The 17,899-nt window shown below is 61.9% G+C and carries 17 protein-coding genes; 11 read left to right on the forward strand and 6 right to left on the reverse strand.

Features of this window, described 5'->3' with window-relative positions:
- Positions 1–103: 103 nt before the first annotated feature.
- From IGX34_RS20420 to IGX34_RS20435, 4 genes are read left to right on the forward strand one after another with little or no spacing between them, the layout of a single operon-like run.
- Positions 104–430 carry a hypothetical protein gene (locus tag IGX34_RS20420; protein WP_192557596.1) on the forward strand — a complete coding sequence of 109 codons (327 nt, stop codon included), beginning with the start codon at positions 104–106 and terminating at the stop codon, positions 428–430.
- A gap of 1 nt (position 431) precedes the next feature.
- Entirely contained in the window at positions 432–854 is a 423-nt protein-coding gene (locus IGX34_RS20425) for an ABC transporter ATP-binding protein (RefSeq protein WP_192557597.1), read from the forward strand.
- Positions 855–895: 41 nt separating this feature from the next.
- Positions 896–1,324 (forward strand): hypothetical protein, encoded by a 429-nt coding sequence (locus IGX34_RS20430; protein WP_192557598.1) that lies wholly within the window; start codon positions 896–898, stop codon positions 1,322–1,324.
- Positions 1,321–1,566: a hypothetical protein gene (locus IGX34_RS20435; protein ID WP_192557599.1), complete on the forward strand. Its 246-nt coding sequence runs from the start codon at positions 1,321–1,323 to the stop codon at positions 1,564–1,566. Before IGX34_RS20430 ends, IGX34_RS20435 begins: the two co-directional genes overlap by 4 nt.
- A gap of 378 nt (positions 1,567–1,944) precedes the next feature.
- Here the strand turns inward: IGX34_RS20435 and IGX34_RS20440 are convergent.
- A protein-coding gene (locus IGX34_RS20440; RefSeq protein ID WP_425598810.1) for an IS3 family transposase occupies positions 1,945–3,092 on the reverse strand; the annotation gives its coding sequence in 2 pieces (ribosomal slippage) (positions 1,945–2,849 and positions 2,849–3,092; 1,149 coding nt in all).
- 676 nt (positions 3,093–3,768) lie between these two features.
- Between IGX34_RS20440 and IGX34_RS20445 the strand changes: the two genes are divergently transcribed.
- A complete protein-coding gene (locus IGX34_RS20445; RefSeq protein ID WP_192557601.1) occupies positions 3,769–4,704 on the forward strand; it encodes a class I SAM-dependent methyltransferase in 936 nt (311 codons plus the stop codon).
- Between the two features lie 97 nt (positions 4,705–4,801).
- Here the strand turns inward: IGX34_RS20445 and IGX34_RS20450 are convergent, their stop codons facing one another.
- Positions 4,802–5,257 (reverse strand): hypothetical protein, encoded by a 456-nt coding sequence (locus IGX34_RS20450; protein ID WP_192557602.1) that lies wholly within the window; start codon positions 5,255–5,257, stop codon positions 4,802–4,804.
- A gap of 30 nt (positions 5,258–5,287) precedes the next feature.
- Here IGX34_RS20450 and IGX34_RS20455 point away from each other — a divergent pair, with 30 nt between their 5' ends.
- Both IGX34_RS20455 and IGX34_RS20460 read left to right on the forward strand, forming a co-directional pair.
- Entirely contained in the window at positions 5,288–5,638 is a 351-nt protein-coding gene (locus IGX34_RS20455) for a helix-turn-helix domain-containing protein (protein WP_192557603.1), read from the forward strand.
- 242 nt (positions 5,639–5,880) lie between these two features.
- On the forward strand, positions 5,881–7,542 hold the full coding sequence (locus tag IGX34_RS20460) for a PQQ-dependent sugar dehydrogenase (protein WP_192557604.1): 1,662 nt from the start codon (positions 5,881–5,883) through the stop codon (positions 7,540–7,542).
- Positions 7,543–7,578: 36 nt separating this feature from the next.
- Here the strand turns inward: IGX34_RS20460 and IGX34_RS20465 are convergent, their stop codons facing one another.
- The 3 genes from IGX34_RS20465 to IGX34_RS20475 form a co-directional block, all read right to left on the reverse strand.
- On the reverse strand, positions 7,579–7,818 hold the full coding sequence (locus IGX34_RS20465) for a hypothetical protein (protein WP_192557605.1): 240 nt from the start codon (positions 7,816–7,818) through the stop codon (positions 7,579–7,581).
- 90 nt (positions 7,819–7,908) lie between these two features.
- The gene (locus tag IGX34_RS20470) at positions 7,909–9,093 is read right to left on the reverse strand and encodes an FUSC family protein (RefSeq protein ID WP_192557606.1); all 1,185 of its coding nucleotides are present in this window, start codon (positions 9,091–9,093) and stop codon (positions 7,909–7,911) included.
- Positions 9,090–9,560 (reverse strand): GNAT family N-acetyltransferase, encoded by a 471-nt coding sequence (locus tag IGX34_RS20475; protein ID WP_192557607.1) that lies wholly within the window; start codon positions 9,558–9,560, stop codon positions 9,090–9,092. The genes IGX34_RS20470 and IGX34_RS20475 overlap by 4 nt, the downstream gene beginning before the upstream one ends.
- Before the next feature lie 869 nt (positions 9,561–10,429).
- Between IGX34_RS20475 and IGX34_RS20480 the strand changes: the two genes are divergently transcribed.
- The 4 genes from IGX34_RS20480 to IGX34_RS20495 all read left to right on the forward strand — a co-directional run bounded on the left by IGX34_RS20480 (position 10,430) and on the right by IGX34_RS20495 (position 14,589).
- Positions 10,430–11,536 carry a histidine kinase gene (locus IGX34_RS20480; protein ID WP_192557608.1) on the forward strand — a complete coding sequence of 369 codons (1,107 nt, stop codon included), beginning with the start codon at positions 10,430–10,432 and terminating at the stop codon, positions 11,534–11,536.
- Positions 11,533–12,294, forward strand: a complete 762-nt coding sequence (locus tag IGX34_RS20485) for a LytR/AlgR family response regulator transcription factor (protein ID WP_192557609.1) — start codon at positions 11,533–11,535, stop codon at positions 12,292–12,294. Before IGX34_RS20480 ends, IGX34_RS20485 begins: the two co-directional genes overlap by 4 nt.
- 110 nt (positions 12,295–12,404) lie before the next feature.
- A complete protein-coding gene (locus IGX34_RS20490) occupies positions 12,405–13,784 on the forward strand; it encodes a serine hydrolase domain-containing protein (RefSeq protein ID WP_192557610.1) in 1,380 nt (459 codons plus the stop codon).
- Between the two features lie 577 nt (positions 13,785–14,361).
- Complete coding sequence (locus IGX34_RS20495) at positions 14,362–14,589, forward strand: hypothetical protein (protein WP_192557611.1); 228 nt, start codon at positions 14,362–14,364, stop codon at positions 14,587–14,589.
- 12 nt (positions 14,590–14,601) lie between these two features.
- Here IGX34_RS20495 and IGX34_RS20500 read toward each other — a convergent pair whose 3' ends face one another.
- Positions 14,602–17,538 (reverse strand): bifunctional diguanylate cyclase/phosphodiesterase, encoded by a 2,937-nt coding sequence (locus IGX34_RS20500; RefSeq protein WP_192557612.1) that lies wholly within the window; start codon positions 17,536–17,538, stop codon positions 14,602–14,604.
- Positions 17,539–17,899 lie beyond the last annotated feature (361 nt).

Below are 17,899 nucleotides of genomic sequence, written 5' to 3' on the forward strand. Positions count from 1 at the left end.
TCGGGGTGAAACGCTTGGGAGGCCGCAGCCGCGCTAGGGGATCAGGGCGAAAGTACGACAGAACACGGTGGCGTGCGCTGTTGTTCCAGACACGGCAGAGACCGTGATTCAACGCGGCGGTGCTCATGGAGATGTAAAGGGGATTCCGGGTTACGAGTCGCACCATACGCCAGCTGATTCGATTAGCCCGGTTCCGACTAATCAGGGGCCTGCGATTGCGATGAAGGTCGAAGATCATCGATTAACGGCAAGCTGGGGTAACTCTCGAGAAGCGCGCATCTATCGTCAGCAACAGGCTTCTTTGATTGAGCAGGGCAACTTTAGAGCTGCCCAGCAGATGGACGTTCAGGATATTCGCGCGAAGTTTGGTAGCAAGTACGACGACGCAATTCAACAGATGTTGGAATACACCAACAATCAGGGTTTCTAAGATGAACTACGAAATATCGCCTTTGGAAGGTGTTCGTGGAATTCGATTTGGCATGAATTTCCAGGCCGTAAGGTCGTTGGTGGGCATTGACTTCAAGTCGTTCAAGCGCACAGCCTCTGCCGTCTTTCCATGTGATCACTTTTCGGAAGCTGGAGTGTTTGCCTACTATGATGCGAATGGGGCGTTGGAGGCATTGGAGTTGGCTGAGCCTGCTGCTCCAACCTTTGATGGCGTAAATCTTCTTGGGTTGAGTTTTGAATCGGTATTGGCTCTTTTAGAGTCTAAAGATGCTTCTGTTTCTAAAGAGGCTGATGGGGCGATTTCTCTTGCTCTTGGCGTCAGTGTGTATGCGCCTCAGGCGCTCAAAGATCCCACTGCAAATTGCGAGAGCGTAGTTGTATTTAAGCGCGGTTATTACGATTAGAAGTTCCAAACACGGCATCAAAGCTTACTTTCGATCCGTCGTTGAATGTCGTAGATAGAAATTTCGCGACAAGAACAGGCGAGATCCTGGCCGACAACCCAGTAGGTGCCGCTAGCTATGCTCGACTGCAGAGTCAAGGTACGAATGTTGTGTTTGTAAATGATCCAGAGATGGCATCAATGGGGACGTTTGATCCCAATGCCAACGAGGTGACTGTAAATATGGCTCTACACTCGTCCCCTGATGAGGCTGCGTCCACCATTGTCCACGAAGCTACACATCAGAATGGATTTTTCAACGGCATTCCGCAGAATACTCAGTACACGGAATATCAGGCGTTCAGAAACGAGAGCCTTTTTCAGAACGGAGTTAGGCCGACACTGGATGAGCGCATGAATATTTGGAACGACGTGCAGCAGCTCTACCCTGATCTTCCTCAGGGCAAATATCCTTTCGGAGGTCAGCAATGAAGACTTTGATCGCAAATCAAGTTTCCGGTGCTGAGGCGGCGAAGCTCATAGGGCAAGGATGTGAGTTGCTCTGTCCCGTCTGCAACGCAAAAATCAAAACGATTCCAGAGGAGTGGAGCGCTGGCAAGCCGTTGCACGGAATAGAATGCCCGAATGATCAGCGCCATTTTATGGTCCACTACGATGACGGCGCGAAGATGAAGGAGATGCGCGATCGCATGAAAGCGAGGTCTCACAAGTAGCGAACGATCAAGTAGACGCCCGCCTAGTGCGGGCGTTTTGTTGTTCCAAACGCAGCAACTCCAGTAAATACAGGCACGGTCTGGGACTCAATTAGTCCCACCCAAGATGCTTATGCGGGTACTCAAATTCCACGTTCCTTCACATTGTCTACGGATGGTGCTGACGTATGGGTGGCGCCAAATGCTACTGAACATATGGCGGAGTACGCACTCGGCAACAATGGGTCAGCTGGCGGATTTAGCCCGGATCTAGTAAACCTCAACTCCCAAGTTCAGTTGACTAGTCTTCAGGCAGCAGTCGGCGACGCTACTGCTAACGGAGTTCCTTACGGAACCTTGATAAACCAAGGGGTGGTACGCCCCCGCTTTCGTAGACGGTTAGGTACTCGTTTTTGAGTTAGCCGCCTCAAACATCATCGGCGCAAGGCCACCCAGATGTCCATGTCGGCGTTGCCGGTTGTAGAAAACCTCGATGTAATCGAACACGTCACTGCGCGCTTCTTCACGACTGCTGTAGACACGACCACGCACACGCTCCTTCTTTAAGCTGCTGAAGAACGATTCGGCCACCGAGTTATCCCAGCAGTTGCCGCGTCGACTCATGCTGACCTGAAGCCCGTGCTCGCGACAGAAGCGACGCCAATCATCGCTGCCGTATTGCACGCCTTGGTCGGAGTGAATGACGACCTCCGCCGTGGGGCGTCGCCGCCAGATCGCCATTAGGAGAGCGTCCAAGGCCAGTTCGCGCGCCAGGCTGGATTTCATCGACCAGCCGATCACCGCGCGCGAATACAGGTCGATGACGACCGCCAGGTACAACCAACCTTCCGCGGTGCGCAGGTAGGTGATGTCAGTCACCCACGATCGATCCGGCTGGTCCACGGTGAACTGCCGCTGCAATCGGTTGGGTGCAACCACGGCTGGCTTGCCGCTTTTATAGCGCCGCCTCAGTGGCGAGCGAACCGAACGCAGGCCATGCTTGCGCATCAACCGTTCAACCCGCTTTTTGCTGATGCGCTCGCCAGCTTCCGTCAGATCGCGATGCACATTGCGGCTTCCATACACGCCGCCAGATGCCAGATAGGATTCTTCGATGTGCACGAGCAGTCGTGCGTCTTCCTTCGCGCGCGCGGACATCGGTTGCTTCAGCCATGCGTAATAACCGCTGCGCTCGACTTTAAGCACACGGCACATGGTGGCAACACGAAACTGCTGGCTATGGGCCTGCATGAAGGCGTACTTCGCCTTTACCCCTTGGCAAAGTACGCGGCGGCCTTTTTTAAAATGTCGCGCTCCTCTTCCACGCGACGCAGCTCAGCACGAAGCCGAGCATTCTCCTGGGCCAGGTCATCGGTCTTTTGCATGCTGCGTGCCTGACGGCTTACGCCTTGTTCGCGCAGCCACGCATACAGGCTGTGCGTCGACATCCCCAAGCGTTCTGCGACCTCCGAAACGGGATAGCCACGCTCGGTAACTTGCTTGACCGCCTCAGCCTTGAACTCGTCGGTGAAACGTTTGCTGGTCATAGATCCTCCGATCCTCAATAGACACTATCAGGTGTCTACGGAATCGGGGGCGTACCAGTAGTCCCTGAGATGCCATGCGCACCACCAAGCAACAGCTGCGCGTCTTCCAAGAGTTTCAACGGGGGATCCAGCGGTGCAATGTGGTAGCTGGCATTGAGGGTGAGGCAGGTTCCGGGGGAGGGCTGGTTCATCGTTCGCTCCTTGCGATACCGAGAATGGCCGCCCGCCATGCGCGGGCGGCGGACGTGTCGGGGTGACAAACCGGGAACCACGTTACCGGCCAGGCAAAGCCTGCCCAACACGTCCGCCATAAACACGCGAAAGTGTTAGCGCATAGAAAAAGCGCCGGTTGGCGCTTCTGCGCCGTGGTTACGCGGGTTGTCACGCCCGGCCGCTGATTGTGCAGCGACCCGAGCAAGTTAAGTCCCGACCACACACCGGTCAAGCCGATTCCGGCGCCAAACAGCGCCGGCCATTGTAGGAAAAAGACGCTGGAACGCGTAAGCACACCTACAGCATCAACGACGCAGCACCATCCACACACCCGCAACACCGGCACCCGAAAAGCGGCGCTTCCGCACCTTTTCCCATCGCCCATCGCATCGGATTTTGACGGACAATCCCCCACACGCACTCAGCACACCGAAACGCGACACCAGAGCAGGGGACAGCATCGATGAATTTCCGCCAGTTGGCCTATGGCCTGCTTAGCTACTTGCCGGTCTCCCCCGATCTGTTTACGCCCAAGACGGGAGGCACGGATTCGGCGGAATACTGCTATTGCGTATGGCTGCGGCAACTGGTGCTCGCCGCCAACGGGGGTATGACTTCGTTCCCGCAGGTGATCGCCGAGCTCGGCCCGGGCGATTCGCTGGGCGTGGGCATGGCTGCACTTATTTCGGGCGTGGAGCGTTACTACGCATTCGATGCGGTTCCGCATGCGAACCGGCGCAACGACCTGGCCATTTTCGATCGCCTGGTGGAGCTGTTCCGTGCGCGCACGCCGATCCCCAGCCTGGCGGTATTTCCGGCCATGGTGATCGGCCTGCCTTCGTACGATTTCCCCAGCCATGTATTGACCGAGCAACATATGCAGGAGGCGCTGCGGCCGGCGCGGATTGAGGCCTTGCGCGAGCAGCTGGCCAGCCATAGCGCGGAGACGCCGGCGATGGCTTATCGCGCGCCGTGGCAGCAGCCGGCGGAGGCGGAATTCGGCAAGGTGGATCTGCTGATTTCCAATGCGGTGCTCGAGCATGTGGAGCATGTCGGGCCGGCTTACCGCGCCGTTCGCGATTGGCTCAAGCCGGAGGGCTGGAGTGCGCATCAGATCGACTTTCGCAGCCATTCGCTGTTCCAGGGATGGGACGGGCATTGGGCCTGTCCGGATTGGTTGTGGCGGCTGATGCAGGGGCGGCGGGCGTATCTGCTTAATCGTGAGCCTTATTCGACGCATGTGCGGGCGATCCAGGATGCGGGCTTGACGCTGCTGCAGGCGATTCGCGCGGAGCGGCAGCCTGAGCGTAAGAAGCTGGCGCGGCGGTTTGCGCATATGGATGGGCAGGATCGGAGCACCAGCATGGTGTTTGTGGTGTTGCGCAAGCCGGCGTCGTAGGTTGGATTTTTCTCGGGCTTGTTGCGGGGAGTTCAGGCCTGCCGCATGAGCTTGTTGGGTTACGCTGCGCTAACCCAACCTACGGGTTAGGCGCGTGCTACGCGTGAGGCGTGGTTTGATCATGTGGTGGGGTTGGGGTGGCTTGGGTGGCTTGCTCAAGCAGCTTCACGGCGGCTTCCACGCGTTGGGCCAGGTGATCCAGGCAATAGGCCAGCGTGCTGCGGCAGATCGGTACCTGCGGCTGGACGGATGGGCGTGCGGCAATGCCGGCAAATAACAGTAGTTCGTCGCGTACGCTGCAGAGTTTGCGGTGGGCGTCGGCCAGCCTGGGATCGGTGTCGGGCGGCGTTGCGGGGGCTGCTGAGGTGTGTTGCTCGCTCATAGTAATACTCGTCTGACAGGGATAGGTGATATTGGCGTGGGCGATAGTCGCTAAATCGGTAGCGCTCGCTGAACGTTGATCGCCAATCCCCGTATTTTCTGCTGTTCCTCGATTTTTAAAACCGCTAAAAAGATATTTTTCGCGTAAATGTAATCCGGCTAATAACGTCATCGCCGGACTAGTGGAAAGGAAGGCAATGACATGAAGAGGAAGAGCATTCACTCCGTGGAGCATCGGGAATTGGTGACATATTTGTCCGATTTGCGTCACCAGACCGATATGACGCAGGAGGAAGTGGCTGCGGCCATGGGTTGTCAGCAAACGTACGTATCGGCAATCGAGTCAGGTCGTCGCGGCGTGGATATGTTGCAGGTGCGCGAGTTCTGCGCGGTGTACGACATCACCTTGCCGGAGTTCGCCACGGAGTTCGAAGAACGCGTGGGCGCGGCAGTCGGGCAAAAGCGTCCACCAAAACTGTCGCCGCGCAAACGCAGCACGGCCAAGAAGACCACCAAGAACGGTGCGAGCAGGGACAGATCGAAGCCGAGGTGATCGCCGGCACTGCCGCATGCCGGGCCAATTCGGGTGATCGGGCAATTTTTCCGCAGCATCGTGCATCGTTCCGTCACGTTTGCGGGCTGACAATCGATGAACAGGTAGCCGGGCCATGCCTCGCATGGCCCGGCTACCATGGGGAACCTGGGCGCGCAACGCGCTGCCCGTGCCGGCTGCGACCGGCGTGTCGGCCAGGAAGGGCGCATCATCTTTTTCGTTGCGGTAGGCAGAGAGAGCTCATGGGCAAGCATGCGTGGTGGCGGTCTTCATGGTGTCCCGTGCTGGGGCTGGTCGTGCTGAGTGGGGTGGTCGGATCGGCGAGTGCAGCCGATACCACCACGTTCCACGGAGCGCCCAGCGCGGCGGCGGCAGTGGCAAATCCCGATAGTGGCCAGGCGGCGATCAGCGCCGGCGGCCAGTTGTATGCCGCGCATTGCGCGAGCTGCCACGGCGCGGTTGGCCAGGGCACCGGCAATATTCCCGCGCTGGCGCACGGCGCCACGCAGCAGGCAACGGATGGTGCGTTGTTCTGGTTCATCACCAAGGGCGCCGTCAATGACGGCATGCCGTCCTGGGTGGCGCTGCCAGAGCAGCAGCGCTGGCAGATCGTGTCCTATCTGAAGACCTTGCCCACGGCGAAGGCTGCGCCGGCGGCGGCCAATGCCGCTACCGCTTCGACCATCACCACGCCACCGCCCACGCCGCCGTTTACCGATTTCCGCTATGAGGCACCCGGCAAGGTGCGCAAGATCACGCTGAGCGATCTGCCGACGCCGTATGCCACCGAATCCGCCGGCAACGCACCGTCCATGGCGGCACGCCCGGCGGGCGCCATGCCGATCGCACCGGCCGGCTTCAAGGTGAACCTGTATGCCGAAGGCCTGGGCACGCCGCGCGTAATCCGCATGGCGCCGAACGGCGACATGTTCCTGGCCGAAAGCGGCAGCAATCAGATTCGCGTGTTCCGCGGCATGGGCGCGGATGGCAAGCCGCAGCAGACGTCGGTGTTCGCCACGGGGCTGAAGCGGCCCTACGGCATCGCCTTTTATCCGGTGGGGCCGAATCCGCAATGGATCTATATCGGCAATACCGATGAAGTGGTGCGCTTTCCGTATCGCAATGGCGATTTGAAGGCGCGCGGCAAGGCCGAGCATGTGGCCGACCTGCCGCACGGCCCCGGCCATTGGACGCGTGACCTGGCGTTCTCGCTCGACAGCAAGACCTTGTATGCGGCGGTGGGCTCGGCCTCCAACGTCGACGATCCGGATACCTCACCGGCGGAAAAGCATCGCGCCAATATCCTGGCCTTCGATCCGGATGGCTCGCATTTGCGCGTCTACGCCTGGGGTATCCGCAACCCTTCGGGTATTGCGATCGATCCGGACAATGGCCAGCTCTGGACCACGGTGAACGAGCGCGACGGCCTGGGCGACAACCTGGTGCCCGACTACATCACTTCCGTGCAGCAGGGCGGTTTCTACGGTTGGCCGTGGTGGTACATGGGCCAGCACCAGGATCCGCGCCATGCCGGCAAGCATCCGGAGCTGAAGGACAAAGTGATCACCCCGGATGTGATCCTGCAGCCGCATAACGCATCGCTGCAGATCACCTTCTACGAGGCGGACCGTTTTCCGGCCGAGTACAAGGGCGATCTGTTTGCTTCCGAGCACGGCTCGTGGAATCGCTCCACGCGCGTGGGCTATGAAGTGATCCGTATTCCGCGTCACCACACCGGCAAGGCGAGTGGCGAATACGAAGATTTCCTTACCGGCTTTGTGCTGCCCGATGGGCGCGTGTGGGGGCGGCCGGTGAGCGTGGCGGCCGCGCCGGATGGTTCGCTGCTGGTGACGGACGATGGTTCGGACACGATCTGGCGCGTGGACTACGTCGGCAAGAAATAACGCGCATTGTTTGTGCGCAGGTAAATGCGACCGGCCTCAGGGCCGGTCGTTCTTGTTGGAATCGTCGACTTCGCCCAGCACCCACTTTTGCCACTTTGGCGGCAGCGCGCTCAGTTGCCCGAGGCGGGGCGGGGTGGCTTGGCCACGGTGTTTCCAGATGCGCCACAGCACGATGACCGATGCTGTTGCCATCGCGAGCAGGATGGCGATGGCGCAGATTTGCTTGATCAGCGCCGAATGCGTATTGACCAGCAGCGTCAAGGCGAGCAGGGCCACGCCCAGCTCCGTAAAAGCGCGCGGGCTGCCCCATCGACTGCGTCTGGATGGCGGGTGCATGGCGCGCGAGTCTAGCACCGGTGACCGTGCTCAGTGAGGGGCGCGCCAGGCCACAATCCCTAGCCTGATGCGCGTGCTCAGGAACATCACCAGGGTCAATGCGCTCAGGCCGATCAGAATGCCGGCCAGGCGCAGCAGCGGCGCCGAGGCATCGGTGGACCAGCGCTGGTCCTGCACGAAGGTCATGATGAAGCCGATGCCGAACTGCGTGCCCAGGTAGCTGGTATTGGCCGAGCCGGCCTGCACATGCGCGGCCATCCACACGCCGATCGCCAGGGTAAGCAGGCACAGCCACGGCGTATTGCCGATCAAGGGCAGCAGGATCACCGCCAACAGCGCAGCGAACATGCAGCCCAGCGCACGGTTGGCCATGCGCAGGCTGACCAGGTCGTCTTCGCCCGGTTTGCGCAGCAGGGCCGGCAAGGGCACCAGCAGCACGGCGACAATGGAAATCAGTGTCTGCGGAAACGACGACAGCGGATGGCTATACGCAAACAAGCCCAGCACGCCGATGCTGATCGCACCTTGCAAGGCTTGCAGCGCGCGCAGGCGGCGCATGGTCCAGTTGCGGCGGTCGAGCGCAGGCACCGCGACTGCCGGCGCCGCGCTGATCGATTTGTTGATCGCGCGGTGCGGCAGCAGCCGGTGGCGTAGATCGCGCGCCAGATGCGTGGCGGCGATTACCGCCACCGACGCGCCGATACCCGTGGCGACATCGCAGACGCGGCGCAAGGCAAGTTCATAGACGCCCAGGCCGTGCAGCTGATGTGCTTCGCTCATCACCAGCAGGCCGGTGACTGTGCCCAGGATCCACGCATAGCTGCGCGGCGAGCCGATTGCCCGATACAGGCCCAGCCCGGCGAACAAGGCCAGCATCAGCGCAAACAGTGCGCGTCCGGGTGGCAGCAGGCTGATCGCCACTGCCGCCAGCGCGGCGCCGAGCACGGTGCCGGCGATGCGATCCAGCGCGCGCCACAGCGACACCTTGAGACTGCCGCGCACCACTGTGTAGGCGCTGATCGCCACCCACCAGCGATCCTTCAGGTCGAACAGATCGGCCAGCAGGATCGCCAGTACCACCGCGCTGACCGTTTCGGCGCAGAGCAGGGGCCGCAGCCCCCAGGGGCGCAGCAGCTTCAGTTCGTCGAGCAGGCCGGTGGCGGTGAGGCGGAAGAAGCGGGCGACCCGGGCCTTGATGGCGGCATCCGCGATCATGTGCGTGCGGCTTGCAGATCCAGGGTCATGAACACGCTGTTCGGGTCGGCCAGGTAGTCACCGAATGGCGCGCATTCGGCGAAGCCGTGCTGGCGGTAGAAGGCGCGGGCCGGGATGAAGTAATCCCAGGCACCGGTTTCCAGGCTGAGCCGGGACATGCCGCCGGTACGCGCGGCTTCGATGATATGGCGCAGCATGGCGGCGCCCGCACCGTGGCGGCGTGCCGCTTGCGCGGTGTGCATCGATTTCACTTCGCCGTGCTCGGTGCTGAGTTGTCGCAATGCGCCTACCGCTAGTAGTTGTTCGCTGTCCCAGGCGGTCCAGAAGTGGATATCCGGTGTTTGCAGGGCGCTGATATCCAAGGCGTGTGCGCTGCCGCGGGCGGTTTGTGCGCGGGCGGTGGTGACGTGGATGCGCAGGAGTTCGATCACGCGCGGGTCAGTGAGGTCGCCGGGGATGATGCGCATGGTGGTAGGTGGGTGACGGGTTGGGCTGAGTGTAGAGGGCGGTATCGGTGAAGCACAGCTTCGTGCTTCTCCTCCTCTCCCCTGGGAGATGGAGTGCGGCGCTCAGCTCTTCCTCCTCTCCCCTGCGGGGAGAGGATTGAGGTGAGGGGGACACGCTCGCGGTGATCTACATCAAAGCGATGCTCTGAATGGATATCTGCGCGAGGTTGCCCCCTCACCCCAGCCCTCTCCCCGGAGGGGAGAAGGGGCAGAGCTTTTCGCTCGTTATGCTTTTTCTCGTGATGGGATGGGCGCAGTTCCACGCTCTTCCTCCTCTCCCCTGCGGGGAGAGGATTGAGGTGAGGGGGACACGCTCGCGGTGATCTACATCAAAGCGACGCCCTGAATGGATATCTGCGCGAGGTTGCCCCCTCACCCCAGCCCTCTCCCCGGAGGGGAGAGGGGGCAGAGCTTTTCGCTCGTTATGCTTTTTCTCGTGATGGGATGGGCGCAGTTCCACGCTCTTCCTCCTCTCCCCTGCGGGGAGAGGATCGAGGTGAGGGGGACACGCTCGCGGTGATCCACATCGAAGCGACGCTTTGAATGGATATCTGTGCGAGGTTGCCCCTCACCCCAGCCCTCTCCCCGGAGGGGAGAGGGGGCAGAGCTTTTCGCTCTTCCTCCTCTCCCCTGCGGGGAGAGGATCGAGGTGAGGGGGCACGCTCGCGGTGATCCACATCAAAGCGACGCTCTGAATAGATATCTGCGCGAGGTTGCCCCCTCACCCCAACCCTCTCCCCGCAGGGGAGAGGGAGCAGAGCGCGCTAAAGCAGGCGTTTGCGGCCCGGGTAGCTACACTTGCGGTATCCGCCAAGGGTGATGGGGACTGCGTGGAAGCCTTGCACAGCACGCCAACGAATACGCTTACGGCCAGATCCCGCAGCAGCCTGTGGATTGGCCTGTGGTTCGGCGTGGTTACGCTGATCGGCCTGCTCAACGCGCTGCATCGCTATCTCAACAATGTGGCAAACCGCGCTCCGGCGCTGTTCTCGGTCAACCTGATCGAGGAACTGACTGGCAGTCTCAGCTTCGGGCTGATGCTGCCTTTGTTATTCGCTGCGCTGCGCCGCATCCGCCAACTGCCCTCACGTTGGCAGCGCTACGCCTGCCATGCGCTGGTGTTGCTGCTGCTGTCGGCCTTGCACACCAGTCTCTCCTGGGGCTCGCGCGCGCTGTTGTTCCAACTGGCCGGACTGGGGCATTACGACTACGGCGTGATGCCCTGGCGTTATCTGATGGAATTTCCCAGCGACATTTTCTATTACCTGCTGGTGGCGATCGTGCTGTGGCTGATCGATCGTTATCGCGCCGCGCAGCAACGCGAATTGCGTGCGGCGCAGCTGGAATCGGCCTTGTCGGAAGCACGCCTGGATGCGCTGCGCCTGCAGCTCAATCCGCATTTTCTGTTCAATACCCTCAACGCCATTTCTTCCATCATGTACGAGCGCCCCCGCGTGGCGGACGAAATGCTGGCGCGCATCGGCGAGCTGCTGCGCGCCACGCTCAATGCAAAAGTGCAGGAACATCCGCTGGCGGAGGAATGGCGCCTGCTGGATTTGTACCTGGATATCCAGCGTGCACGCTTCGGCCAGGAGCTGGCCGTCACCATCGATACCGACCCGGCCCTGGCCAGGATCCGCGTGCCGTTTCTGGTGTTGCAGCCGCTGGTGGAAAACGCGATCGAGCACGGCGGCGAGGATCGGCAGGTGAGCATCGCCGCCTGGCGCAGCGGCGCGCAATTGCAGTTCCGCGTCAGCAACCCTGCCGCAGCCGGCGGCGCTCCGGTGCATCGCGGGCACGGTATCGGTCTTAGCAATAGCGAGGCACGGCTGAAACATCTGTACGGCGATGCCGCCGGCCTGCGCCTGGAACAGCGGCCAGGGCAGGGCTGGGACGTGCTGCTGTGGCTGCCTTGTCGTGAGGAGGCCGCGGTATGAGCTTGCGCCTGGCGATTGTTGACGACGAAGCCCCGGCACGCGCGAAGCTGCGGCGTTATCTGTCCGCGTATGAAGATTTGTCGGTAGTGGGCGAAGCGGCCAATGGCCGCGATGCCTTGACGCTGATCACCCGCGAACGCCCGGATGTGGTGCTGCTGGATATCAGCATGCCCGATATGGATGGCTTCGCCGTATTGCAGGCCCTGGGCGAATCGCTGGCGGCGGAGATCGTCTTTGTGACCGCGCACGACGATCGCGCGCTGCAGGCGTTCGAAGTGCATGCGTTCGATTACCTGCTGAAGCCGGTAAGCCCCGAGCGCTTCGACCGGCTGCTGCAGCGCCTGCGCGAACGCCTGATACCGCGACAGGATCTGGATCAGCGCCTGGATGGCTTGCTGCAAGATTTGCCGGCGCCTACGCACTATCTGGAACACTTGCTGGTGCAGGCCGATGACAGCGCCCAGTTGCTGCGCACCGACCGTGTAAGCCGGATCGAATCCAGCCGCAATTATCTGGACGTGCATGCCGAGGGCCACAGCTACCGTCTGCGCGGCACGTTGGAAAGCATGCAATCGCGCCTCAATCCGGTGCGCTTCGCCCGCGTGAACCGTTCCACCCTGATCCGCCTGGATGCGATCCGCGAAGTGCAACCCTGGCCGGAGGGGGAATACCGCCTGCTGCTCGACGATGGCGCGCGCATCACCTGGACGCGCCGGTATCTGGAGCATTTGCCGCCGGGTCTGTCGCTGCGTCTTTAAGGCTGCCGGGCTTCGTCCCTGGCCTGGCGGCGTTCGTCCCAGCGGCGCCCCGGCACCGTATTGGCGCTGGCATGCTCCGTCGCATCCGTCATTGAACCGGGGTGTTGTGTATGGCTAAGCGTAGTGTGGCGTTGGTGGGCGCTCTGCTCATCGTGGCGATCGTTGCCTGCATCGTCATCTGGCGGCCCGATCGCGCGGCGCGGGTGGGTGCCGGCATGGCTGCACATAATCTGTGTTCGGCGACCTTTGTGGCCGGGCTGGATCCGGAGGACAGCTTGCAGGAGCTGGTGCGCCCGATCATCGGCGAGCCGCTGGGCCGGTATCTGCATTACCGCGTGGATCGTGCGGATCAAAGCGTGTCAACGAGCTTTCTGGGCGTGTTTCATGCGCGGGCACGTTTCATCCCTGGCTACGGTTGCCAGATGGTGTTTGCCGATACACCGCCAGCACCGGCACCGCGCCCCGTGCTGCCCGCCGACGTGACGGACGGCTTTGCGCCGGCCGAGGCGGTGAAGAGCACCGATCCGGCGATCAACGCTGCGCTCGACCAGGTGTTCGACGAACATCCCGGCGAGCCGATCAAGGACGTGAAAGCGGTGGTGATCGTAAAGGACGGCCACGTGATCGCCGAACGCTATGCGCCGGGCTTCGACGTGAATACGCCGCTGCTGAGTTATTCGGTGGCCAAGTCGTTTACCAATGCTTTGCTGGGCGTGCTGGTGCGGCAGGGGCGCCTGCGTGTGGATCAGCCGGTGAATGCGCCGGAATGGCGCGCTGCGGGTGATCCGCGTGCACGCATCACCATCGAGGATCTGTTGCGCATGCGCAGCGGCCTGGATATCAAGGAATCGGATTCGGGTTTCGATCCGGTCGGGCGAATGGAGTTTTTGAAGGACGATATGGCGGCCTATGCCGCACAGCAGCCCTTGCGCACGGCGATCGGCAGCGAATGGGATTACACCTCGGGCAATACCTTGATTCTCGACCGCTTGCTGGGGCAGACGGTGGGCGGTGGCGCCAAGGGCATGCGCGATTTTGCCGAGCGCGAGCTGTTGCAGCCGGCGCATCTGGGCAACCTGACCATGGAGTTTGACGGTAGCGGGGTGTTTGTCGGCTCGTCTTATGTGTATGCGCCGGCGCGTACGTATGCGCGCTTCGGCGAGCTTTATCTGCACGATGGCGTGGCGCCGAATGGGCAGCGTATTTTGCCGGAGGGCTGGGTGGCGTGGTCGCGGCGTTCGACCCTGGGTGAACCTTATGGTGCCGGTTTCTGGACCAATGACGGTTCGAGCCATGTGGCGGCCCAGCGGGTGGCGGCCGGTTTTCCCAAGGATGGGTTCTATGCCAGCGGCTTTCTGGGGCAGCGTATTTATGTGGTGCCGTCCGAGCATCTGGTGGTGGTGCGGTTTGGCTATTCGCGTCCGCCAGCGTTCGGTATCGGGGACGATATTGCGTTGATTGCGGCGGCGATTCGGGCTACTCGCCAGTAGCGCGCTTGCCGGTACTTTCTTCTCTCTACGCGGGGAGAGGGAGCAGCGCTCCCAGCTCTTCCTCCTCTCCCCTGCGGGGAGAGGATCGAGGTGAGGGGGACACACTCGCGGTGATCTAGATCAATGCGACGCTCTGAATACATCTTTACGCGAGGCTGGCCCCTCACCCCAACCCTCTCCCCGGAGGGGAGAGGGAGCAGAGCTCCCGTTCTTCCTTCTCTCTCCAGCGGCGGGGAGAGGGAGCAGCGATCCCCGTTCTTCCTCCTCTCCCCCGCGGGGAGAGGATCGAGGTGAGGGGGACACGCTCGCGGCGAGCCAGATCAACGCGACGCTCTGAATACATCTTTACGCGAGGCTGGCCCCTCACCCCAACCCTCTCCCCGGAGGGGAGAGGGAGCAGAGCACCCGCGCGCTTTCGCCTCTCCCCAGCATCACGAATGAGCGGCGGCCGGCGAATGAAGCGGCTTAACCAGTCCTCCGTCGCTTCGTTACAGCGCGCTAACAGGTCAAGGCGCAGATTGACTCTCCTGGCGGCGGAAAAACGACGCCCATCACCCTGCACCCGGCGAGGCCATTCATGAATACCCAAGGCGCCCCCCATGCACGCTCGCCCTGGCATCTGAGCACATGGTCCGACTACTTGGCCCAGCTGATGCACCCGCAGGTGCAGCCGCCGGTGCATATGACGCGCCGGCAGGAGCTCTTGGCCGCGCAGGACAAGCGCCGCCAGGAGCATCGCGATCAGGTGCTGGAACTGTTGCGTGAAGTACGCGAAAAGCGTCACGCCGAGGCGCACATCAAATAGCGCAGGCGCCGTTTACAGCCATTCGTCGATCGGCGCGGGGCGGCCGAGCAAATAGCCCTGGCCCATTTCGCAGCCCATGCTGAGCAGGGTGTCGAACTGCGCCTGGGTTTCGATGCCTTCGGCAATCACCTGGATATTCAGTGCGTGCGCCAGCGCCAGGATCGCGGCCACCACGGTGGTGCTGTTCTTGCTGCCGACCTTGTCCAGCTCGTGCACGAAGGCGCGATCGATTTTCAGCATGCGCATGGGCAGCGAATGCAGGTAGCTGAGCGAGGAGTAGCCGGTGCCGAAATCGTCCAGCGCCGCGCCCACGCCGGCCACGCGCAAGCGGTCGAGCATGCTGCGCACGCTTTCCGGGTTATCCAGCAGGGCGCCTTCGGTGACCTCGGTGATCAGCCGCGATGAGGCCAGTCCGGTGCGTTCCAGCATCTTCAAAATGCGCGTGTCGAAATCCGCGTGACGCAGGTGCAGGGCCGATACGTTGAAGGTGACGAATTGCTCGGCCGGCCCTTTCTGCGCCAGCATGCGGCAGCTCATTTCGAACAGGCGCCAGTCGATCGCCTCGATCAGGCCGCTGTCCTCGGCGATGCGCACGAAGTCATGCGGCTTGAGCAGGCCGCGCTGCGGATGGTTCCAGCGGATAAGCGCCTCGTAGCCGACGATCTGGCCATCGCCGAGGCGGAAGATTGGCTGGAAGTGCGGCTCGAATTCATTCTGGCGCAGTGCCTTGCGCAGCTCGCTTTCCATGGTGAGCACGTCGACCATGTCTTTGGCCAGGGCTTCGTCGAACACCACAAAGCGTTTGCGGCCGAGCTGCTTGGCCTGATACAGCGCCATATCTGCGTCGCGGATCAATTCATCGGCATCCAGATAACTGGAATCGCCGCAGGCAATACCCACGCTTACCGATGGCTCCAGTTCCTTGCCGGAGATGCGCAGCGGCGCTGCGATGGCGTGCAGTACGCGGTCGGCAATGGCGGTGGCGGTGGCGGTGACTTCGATATCTTCCAGCAGGATGGCGAATTCGTCGCCGGACAGGCGCGCGACCATGTCCGGTTCGCGCACATGCGCCAGCAGCCGCAGGGCGATCGCCTTGAGGAATTCGTCGCCGGCCAGATGCCCCAGGCTGTCGTTGATCACCTTGAAGCGATCGACGTCCAGATAGAGCAGGGCACAGCGGCGCTGCGGTTCGTGCTGGATCGCGCTGAGCACCATGTCCAGCCGCTCGCGCAGGTAGCCGCGGTTGGGCAGGCCGGTAAGCGGGTCATGCATCACCTGGTGGTGCAACTGCTGTTGCATCTGTTCGCGGCGGGCGATTTCCGCGCGCAGCTCGCGCGTGCGTTCTTCCACCCGATGTTCCAGCCGCACATTGGCCAGGTGCAGGGCGGCGGCGGAGCGGCGCCGGTAGATGCTGTTGGCGATCTGCAGCGCCACAAAGCTCAGCAGTTCTTTTTCGATGGAGCCGTAGCTGGCGTTCTTGTCGTAGCTCTGCACCACCACCACGCCGATGGTGGATTCGTCCACCTTCAGCGGCACGCCCAGCCAGCAGGCGCAGGGATCGCCGATGCTGTGCGGCACCACCTCGCCGGTATCGGTAAGCGCCTTGATGTCTTCCTGCTTGCCCGACCAGGGTTCGCCCAGCCGCAGCACGTATTCGCTCAGGCCACGGCCGATCGGCCGGCTCAGCGTGTGCACCACGCCGGCATCCATGTAATACGGAAATTCCAGCTTGGTGCGGTCGTCGCTGAGCAGGGCGATAAAGAAATTGCGCGCGTCCAGCAGGCGCCCGACCACGGTGTGCACGCGCTCGTAGAAGGTGTTTTCGTCGATATCGGCGGTGGCCAGCTGCGCCACCTGGAATAGCGCCTCCTGCAGGCGCTCGGCGCGATGGCGCTCGCGCACTTCCTGGCGCAGGCCGCGGTTGACCTCGGCCAGTTCTTCGGTGCGCTGGCGCACGCGCCGTTCCAGTTCGTCCTTGCTTTCCTTGCGTTCCAGAGCGGTGAGGATATGGCTGCCGACGAATTCCAGCAGCGCGAGGTCATCGCGCGAATACACCTGGCCGCTGCCGTAGCTCTGCACCACCAGCGCGCCGTGCACGCTGCCATGGTGCAGCATGGGCACGCCCAGCCAGTCGTCGCTGTCGGGGCCGGACAGGATCACCGGGCCGTTGACCTGTTCCATCAGTTGCTCGTCGGTACCCATCAAGGCCTTGCCCTGGGTAAGCAGATACCAGGTAAGCGTGTGGCGGCGTTCGTCGAGGCTGATTTCGCGTGTGGTGTCGGGCTGGTCCTGGTCCTCGATGTCGGCGTAATACAGGAACCGCATGGTTTCGCGTTCGGGGTTGTAGCGCACGATGAAGAAATTCTCGGCGTACATCAGCCCGCTGACGATGCGGTGGATCTCGCGCAGCATGTCCGGCATGTCCAGGCTGGAACCGGCCAGATCGGAAATGGCGAACAGGGCGCGCTGCAGGTTTTCGGAGTGTTCCAGCTGGGCGTGCGAATCGTAGAGATCGGCCAGCTTCATCGCGTGATAGAGCTGGCGCACGCCCAGTTGCAGATACGGGCTCATGGCGGCCAGCAAGTTCTTGACCGGTGCTTCGCCGTTCAGGGTCAGCACCAGTACCACTTGTTCCTGGCTGAGCAGGGTCAGCGCGTAGTGCCGGCCATCGGGCGCGTGCACGCCTTCGCCGGCGTCGAGCGCCATATGCGCGAGCTCCATTACCCCGGCATCCGGTGCGTTGGCGCCGGTGGCGGTATGCAGGTGGCCGCTGCCGTAGGGATTGAGCCACAGCACCTGCGCCCGAGCGCAGCCGGACTGCCGCCGGGCCAGCGCTTCGATCAACGCCGCGACCTGTTCCGGCGTGGTGGCTTCGATCAGACGCGCGAGCCACGCCGCGTGTTCGGCGTCTTCAATGGTTCGAGTTTGGATAGGAAGAGTTCGGCTCATGGCCACCCAACTATCGATAAGGCGCCTATCAACGAGTACGTGTTGTATAGAAAACGTGAAATCGGCGGAGGCAAGGTTATATGGATCGATACATATGCCTGTATCGGTCGAAGCACGGCCTGCCTTGAGCTGGCGAGTGGTGGTTTTTGAGATTTCCCCTGTGGTGCGCCGGCAGCATAGCCTGAATTGAATACCCCATTGCAATAGGCAGGGCGGCACGTGCCAAAGGGAGGCCAATAGCGTCGCTTTCCTGTACCGAATGGCTCTTGGCGGCTGCTTGAATGCGCGCGAGATTTAAGCGACGCCGGACATACCCCAGGTCTGGCCGGCCACGCGTGATGAAAAACAGCCCAAGGAGGGT

Origin of the sequence: Dyella acidiphila (genome assembly GCF_014863405.1) — a bacterium.
Lineage (GTDB): Bacteria > Pseudomonadota > Gammaproteobacteria > Xanthomonadales > Rhodanobacteraceae > Dyella_B > Dyella_B acidiphila.

Excerpts from the sequence above, each read along its gene's own strand:
- IGX34_RS20425 (WP_192557597.1), top strand. The coding sequence starts at position 432 with ATGAACTACGAAATATCGCCTTTGGAAGGTGTTCGTGGAATTCGATTT.
- IGX34_RS20435 (WP_192557599.1), top strand. The coding sequence starts at position 1,321 with ATGAAGACTTTGATCGCAAATCAAGTTTCCGGTGCTGAGGCGGCGAAG.
- IGX34_RS20445 (WP_192557601.1), top strand. The coding sequence starts at position 3,769 with ATGAATTTCCGCCAGTTGGCCTATGGCCTGCTTAGCTACTTGCCGGTC.
- IGX34_RS20450 (WP_192557602.1), bottom strand. The coding sequence starts at position 5,257 with ATGACGTTATTAGCCGGATTACATTTACGCGAAAAATATCTTTTTAGC.
- IGX34_RS20455 (WP_192557603.1), top strand. The coding sequence starts at position 5,288 with ATGAAGAGGAAGAGCATTCACTCCGTGGAGCATCGGGAATTGGTGACA.
- IGX34_RS20460 (WP_192557604.1), top strand. The coding sequence starts at position 5,881 with ATGGGCAAGCATGCGTGGTGGCGGTCTTCATGGTGTCCCGTGCTGGGG.
- IGX34_RS20470 (WP_192557606.1), bottom strand. The coding sequence starts at position 9,093 with ATGATCGCGGATGCCGCCATCAAGGCCCGGGTCGCCCGCTTCTTCCGC.
- IGX34_RS20475 (WP_192557607.1), bottom strand. The coding sequence starts at position 9,560 with ATGCGCATCATCCCCGGCGACCTCACTGACCCGCGCGTGATCGAACTC.
- IGX34_RS20485 (WP_192557609.1), top strand. The coding sequence starts at position 11,533 with ATGAGCTTGCGCCTGGCGATTGTTGACGACGAAGCCCCGGCACGCGCG.
- IGX34_RS20490 (WP_192557610.1), top strand. The coding sequence starts at position 12,405 with ATGGCTAAGCGTAGTGTGGCGTTGGTGGGCGCTCTGCTCATCGTGGCG.
- IGX34_RS20495 (WP_192557611.1), top strand. The coding sequence starts at position 14,362 with ATGAATACCCAAGGCGCCCCCCATGCACGCTCGCCCTGGCATCTGAGC.
- IGX34_RS20500 (WP_192557612.1), bottom strand. The coding sequence starts at position 17,538 with ATGAGCCGAACTCTTCCTATCCAAACTCGAACCATTGAAGACGCCGAA.